5 protein-coding genes and 1 pseudogene are annotated in these 6,019 nt (G+C 44.4%); 4 read left to right on the top strand and 2 right to left on the bottom strand.

Annotation, left to right across the window (positions count from 1 at the left end):
- From fadB to B4J23_RS12395, 4 genes are all read left to right on the top strand, one after another.
- Positions 1-1,809: fatty acid oxidation complex subunit alpha FadB (fadB, locus tag B4J23_RS12380; protein WP_291360994.1), on the top strand; the 1,809-nt coding region annotated here is incomplete at its 5' end.
- 12 nt (positions 1,810-1,821) lie between these two features.
- Positions 1,822-2,994, top strand: a complete 1,173-nt coding sequence (gene fadA, locus B4J23_RS12385) for an acetyl-CoA C-acyltransferase FadA (RefSeq protein ID WP_180013866.1) — start codon at positions 1,822-1,824, stop codon at positions 2,992-2,994.
- Between the two features lie 137 nt (positions 2,995-3,131).
- Positions 3,132-3,956, top strand: a complete 825-nt coding sequence (locus B4J23_RS12390; protein ID WP_166136827.1) for a hypothetical protein — start codon at positions 3,132-3,134, stop codon at positions 3,954-3,956.
- 173 nt (positions 3,957-4,129) lie between these two features.
- A complete protein-coding gene (locus B4J23_RS12395) occupies positions 4,130-4,636 on the top strand; it encodes a hypothetical protein (RefSeq protein WP_159123721.1) in 507 nt (168 codons plus the stop codon).
- A gap of 104 nt (positions 4,637-4,740) precedes the next feature.
- On the opposite strand, the gene tehB is transcribed toward B4J23_RS12395, so the two are convergent.
- The gene (tehB, locus tag B4J23_RS12400; protein WP_180104680.1) at positions 4,741-5,604 is read right to left on the bottom strand and encodes an SAM-dependent methyltransferase TehB; all 864 of its coding nucleotides are present in this window, start codon (positions 5,602-5,604) and stop codon (positions 4,741-4,743) included.
- Between the two features lie 189 nt (positions 5,605-5,793).
- Positions 5,794-6,019: pseudogene (locus tag B4J23_RS12405) on the bottom strand (hypothetical protein); the annotation flags it as partial.

The raw sequence follows: 6,019 nt of genomic DNA on the forward strand, positions 1-6,019 counted from the left end.
GGTGGCGGTTTCGAGATGTGCTTAGTCTGTGACTACCGTGTGATGTCAGAACAGGCGCAAGTCGGCCTGCCTGAAATCAAACTTGGTATCTTCCCTGGTTTCGGTGGTACGGTTCGTTTAAGCCGTCTGATCGGTATCGACAATGCAGTTGAATGGATGGCCATGGCTACTCCGAAAAAACCGGCTGCTGCACTGAAAGATGGTGCTGTTGATGCGGTTGTGGCTGCAGACAAACTGAAAGATGCTGCGATTGACCTGGTGAAACAGGCGATCCATGGCCGTTTAGACTGGCAGGCAAAACGCCAGGAAAAACTGGATCCAATCAAGCTGAACATGCTTGAGCAAATGATGGCGTTCAATACGGCGAAAGGTGCGGTTCTTGCAAAAGCAAACCCTGCTCAATACCCGGCGCCAAAACTATTGCTTGATTCCCTTCAGGCAGGTGCAAGCTTACACCGTGATGAAGCGTTAAAAGTTGAAGCTCAAGGCTTTGCGAAAGCTGCGGTAACTCCACAAGCGGGTGCGTTAATCGGTCTGTTCCTGAACGACCAGGTGGTGAAGAAAACTTCTAAGAAATATGAACAAGGTGCACATCCTGTGAACCAAGCTGCCGTTCTAGGCGCAGGGATCATGGGTGGTGGTATTGCTTACCAGGCGGCAAGCAAAGGCACTCCAATCATCATGAAAGACATCGGTAACCAGCAACTTGCACTGGGTATGTCTGAAGCAAACAAACTGCTGACCAAGCAGGTTGAACGCAAGAAGATGAAGCCGGCGCAAATGGGTGAAACCCTTGCTCGCATCCGTCCTACTTTAAGCTATGACGAGTTTAAAGAAGTTGACATCGTGATCGAAGCAGTAACCGAAAACCCGAAAGTGAAAGGCATCGTACTGAAAGAAACTGAATCTAAAGTACGTGAAAACACAATTATTGCGTCGAACACGTCTACGATTTCAATCACGCGTCTGGCTGAAAATCTGGAACGTCCAGAGAACTTCGTGGGTATGCACTTCTTTAACCCGGTACACATGATGCCATTGGTGGAAGTGATTCGTGGTGAGAAGACTTCTGCTGAAGCGATTGCAACGACTGTTGTTCTTGCTCAGAAAATGGGTAAAACACCAATCGTAGTGAATGACTGCCCGGGCTTCCTGGTAAACCGCGTACTGTTCCCTTACTTCGGTGCATTTGACCTGTTACTGAAAGATGGTGCTGACTTCCAGCAAATCGACAAAGTGATGGAAAAATTCGGCTGGCCTATGGGCCCTGCTTACCTGATGGACGTGGTCGGTATCGATACTGGCGTTCACGGTGCAGAAGTCATGGCTGAAGGCTTCCCGGATCGTATGAAACCTGATTTCAAAGGTTCAATCCAAGTGATGTACGAAAACAACCGTCTGGGTCAAAAGAATGACGTTGGTTTCTACAAATACGAACTTGACCGTAAAGGCAAAAAAGCCAAAGTGGTTGATCCAACCGCATACGAACTTGTGGCATCTGTTGCAACTGCTGAAAAACGTGAATTTGATCCTCAAGAGATCATTGACCGTATGATGCTGGCTTTCTGTAACGAAACTGTTCGTTGCCTGGAAGACAACATTGTTGCAACTCCGGCTGAAGCAGATATGGCGATGATCATGGGTGTAGGCTTCCCTCCATTCCGTGGTGGTCCATGCCGTTATATCGACCAAACTGGTGTAGCTGAGTATGTTGCACTTTGCGACAAATACGCGCACTTAGGTAAGGCTTATGAAGCGCCGCAATCATTGCGCGACATGGCTGCTAACAACAAAAAATTCTACGGTTAAGGAGTGACGTGAATGGCTACTTTAAATCCACGTGACGTTGTGATTGTTGATGGCGTACGTACTGCCATGGGCAAATCGAAAAACGGTATGTTCCGCAATGTACGTGCCGACAGCATGTCAGCTGAACTTATCCGTGCGTTGATGGTTCGTAATGAATTCGATCCGAATGAAGTCGAAGATGTGATCTGGGGCTGTGTGAACCAGACTCTGGAACAAGGGATGAACATTGCGCGTAACATCGCATTGTTAGCTGACCTTCCTAAGACTGTTGCAGGTCAAACGGTTAACCGTCTGTGTGGTTCTTCTATGCAGGCAATCCACACTGCGGCTGCACAGATTGCGACTAACCAGGGTGATATCTTCATCATCGGTGGTGTAGAGCATATGGGCCACGTAGGTATGATGCACGGCATCGACCTGAACCCTGCTGCATCTAAGCACTACGCAAAAGCATCAAATATGATGGGCCTGACTGCTGAAATGCTAGGTCGCATGAACGGCATTACTCGTGAAGAACAGGATGCGTTTGGTGTGGAATCTCACCGCCGTGCCTGGGCTGCGACTGAAAATGGTCTGTTCCAGAACGAGATCGTAGGCATTGAAGGTCATAATGCTGACGGTTATAAAGTTCTGTGCGATATCGATGAAGTGATCCGTCCGGATGCCAACATCGAAACTTTCCGTGCTTTACGTCCAGTATTTGACCCTAAAGGCGGGACAGTGACTGCTGCAACATCTTCAGCATTGTCTGACGGTGCATCTGCAATGCTGTTAATGTCTGCTGAACGTGCTCAAGCGCTTGGTTTGAAACCACGTGCTGTGATTCGCTCTATGGCGGTTGCAGGTTGTGACGCTGCGATCATGGGTTATGGCCCTGTTCCAGCAACTCAAAAAGCGTTGAAACGTGCTGGTCTGACCATTGAAGATATGCAAACTGTTGAGTTAAACGAAGCTTTTGCTGCACAAGGTCTGTCTGTTCTTAAAGGCTTAGGCATTTATGACAAGCAAGACATCGTGAACCATAACGGTGGCGCGATTGCGTTGGGTCACCCGCTTGGTTGTTCTGGCGCGCGTATCACGACGACATTGCTAAACGTAATGGAGCAACAAGATACGCAAATCGGTCTTGCGACGATGTGTATCGGTCTTGGTCAAGGTATCGCGACCATTATCGAACGTGTTTAATTCTTAAATAATTCGAGACAGAAAACCCCGCTTATTGCGGGGTTTCTTTATTGCGAACTATTCATTCAAAGTTTTGTAAAATACACATAGCCTTATTTATGATAAAGTTGAATATTAAATATAAATTTAAAATAATTATGAAAAAATATTTAGCATTTACAGTTCTGAGTCTAAGCTTGGTAGGATGTGCCAGCACACCAAAAGCACCACAATCTGATTACTTTGCAAGAATTCAAAAAGAATTTAAAACCCAACCTGTGGCTATCTTGACAGATGCCTGCCTACTACGTAAAGAACTTGGTGACAGTCATATTTTACTGGATCAATCTAATCGTACTGCCGAAGCAATATCTCAATCATTGGTAAAACAGTTAAACCAGAATGCGGTTCAAGTGACCAAAACCTTCCAGCCAACACATTGCGGTTTCTTTGAAAAGCGTACCATTCAGACTTATAAAAAACGTAATACTTTAGAGTCGCAACCTGAATATTTAGGCACTTATCCTGTTTTGGCAGCCAACCAACCTGCAATTACTGATCTGGATGGTGCAAGTATCCAACTGCTGCTTCAAAAGAGTTTTAAAGCCAGCCATGGGCGTTATGCGTTAAGCAATAACTATCAACCTGTAGATATTGATATTACAGATCGCCTAACTGACCATCTCAAGCCTGTGTTAGGCACATCTAAGGTTCTGGTCATCCAGGTCTTAGGACAACAGCCTTCTTTGGGAAAACGGATTGGTAATATTGCCGGCACAGCTGCTTTCGCAGTTTTAACAATGGGTGTAGTTGTAGCAGATGATCCAGTACCTACGGAAGGCCAATACTATGTACTTTCTTATGTTGATTTGGATAAGAAACAAATTTTATGGTCTAAGCATCAAAAATTCGATGGAAAACTTTATCAGACCGGCCCAGTTAGCGTAACGACACCAAATATGCTAAAACCTTTGGGTCTTTAAAATAGAAATAAATAAAAAACCCTGTTTAATAACAGGGTTTTTTATTTAAAAGAATGTTATCCCTTTGTAAATTTAGTTGAATATTCAACCAATAAAAACTTATCCATCAGCCACTTATATTTGACAGGCGTATCATAACCCCACATTTCTCTCCTTTATTTATGGGGTTATGCATGAAAATGCTTAAAACACTTCTAGCAACTGCAATCGTTGCAACTTCAGCTTCTGCTATGGCTTCTGCAACAGTTTCTCCTGTTGCTGCAATGAAAGAACAAGCAAAAACTGTTGCCGCTCAAACTGCTCAACAAGCAACTGCGCCTGCACAAGCAAAAGTAGCGACTGCGACTGTTAAAGCACAAGACTCTGCTGCCAAAGCTACTGCTGAGAAACAAGCGGCTGTCGCTAAAGTAGAAGCAACTCAACAACAAGCTGCTCAAACTAAAGAAGCAGCAAAAACTGAAGCGGCTCAAAAAGTAGAAGCTGCAAAAGCTGCACCTGCAGATATGAAAAAAGTAGCGGATTCTAAAGTAGAAGCCGTGAAAACTGATGCAGCTGTAAAAACTGCTGAAGTAAAAGAAGCAACTGTAGCAAAAGCTGAAGAAGTAAAAGCAGCGCCTGCCGAAGCAGCTGTAAAAGCCGAGAAAAAAGGGTGGTTCTCTTGGTTTAAAAAATCTGCTTAAGATATTTTAAATCCATAAAAAAAGATGTCCGAGTGACATCTTTTTTTTGTTTTTTGGCTCTTTCAGATTTAAAGTCAAAAATATAAAGACCTATAAATCTCTTATTAGACCTTTCGGGCTAGCATAGTCGCAAAATGCTGCTTGATCCGGTTGCCCTGCTCATCTACTCGGTGTAATTCACCGACATTTTCATTATATTTCACCAGATTCCAGCCTTCATAATAGGCACTAAGCTGTCCCGGCTTAAAACTAAACGGAAAGTCTGGCTGTACCGGAATATCATCGGTATCCATCGCACAGACAATCAGGTTATAACCGCCCGGCACTGTCGCCTGCTGCATCTGTGCAATAAGTGGTGGAATGGTATCGGCCTGCAGGAACATCATCACTACCGTACAGCAAATGAAGTCATATTGACCCTGAATACTGGGGTCAAGATTTAAATCCCGTTGCTGAACCTGAATATTCCCGATTTCTTCATTCTGAATGATCTGTCTTAAGGTCTGTAGACTATTTTCATTCACATCCCAGGCGTCGACTTCAAAACTGTTCTGACTCAAATGCAACGAATTGCGGCCTGAACCACAACCGACATCCAGCACACGACCACCCTTTAAATACGGCATAGCTGCCAGAATTTCCGAATGGGTCGGGCTTAGCTGATATTTCTTAGTGAAGTAATCCTCAGGTTTGCAGTAAAAACGCAGCTGACATTCTGCATCTTCACTAGCCGCAACGATCTTATGCCAGACCTGTGGCTCAATGAACGGCGGTTGCTGCTCTGGCGTAAATACATGTTCAGACTGTACATGACCTGACGGATCCAGCATGGCAAAATGCAGCTCACCTTTAAGAACGGTCAGCTTTGCCCAAGTGCCTGCTTTGGTATTGTGTGGCTGCTTGAACCCTTGTGGGATAGCTTGCTGCGTCCAGACCGGAAATTCTTTATAACATTTCAATTGTTGCATAAAAGATTGTGCTCCCTCTTCTCGCTTTCCGTCTGCAAGCATGCTTCTGGATATTCATTTTTCTCAAGCATAGCGGGTTCTATTACCAATGAGAACTGGCACATCTTTGATGTAAGCAATGCAACAAGACTAATTCTGACAGAAAAACATCATGTCATTTAGAGATAAGAAATCATAAGATCCTTATACTTAGAGTTTGTTCTCTGCCTCTTTAAGTGCCTGCTGATCGACTTGAGTCATTTGCTGGTTGAGCTGCACTATTTCCTGATAGAGCTTATTGAATTGCTTTAAGGGTGCATCTTCATAGAACATAAAGGTCTGATTTTTCTTTTCCCATTTATTGTTTTTCAGCACCAGAAATAACTGGTCTGCTTTGGCCAGACTCTGTTTTTCAATTTCAAAAATTGCATGGGCA

Origin of the sequence: Acinetobacter sp. UBA3025, assembly GCF_002367915.1 — a bacterium.
GTDB lineage: Bacteria > Pseudomonadota > Gammaproteobacteria > Pseudomonadales > Moraxellaceae > Acinetobacter.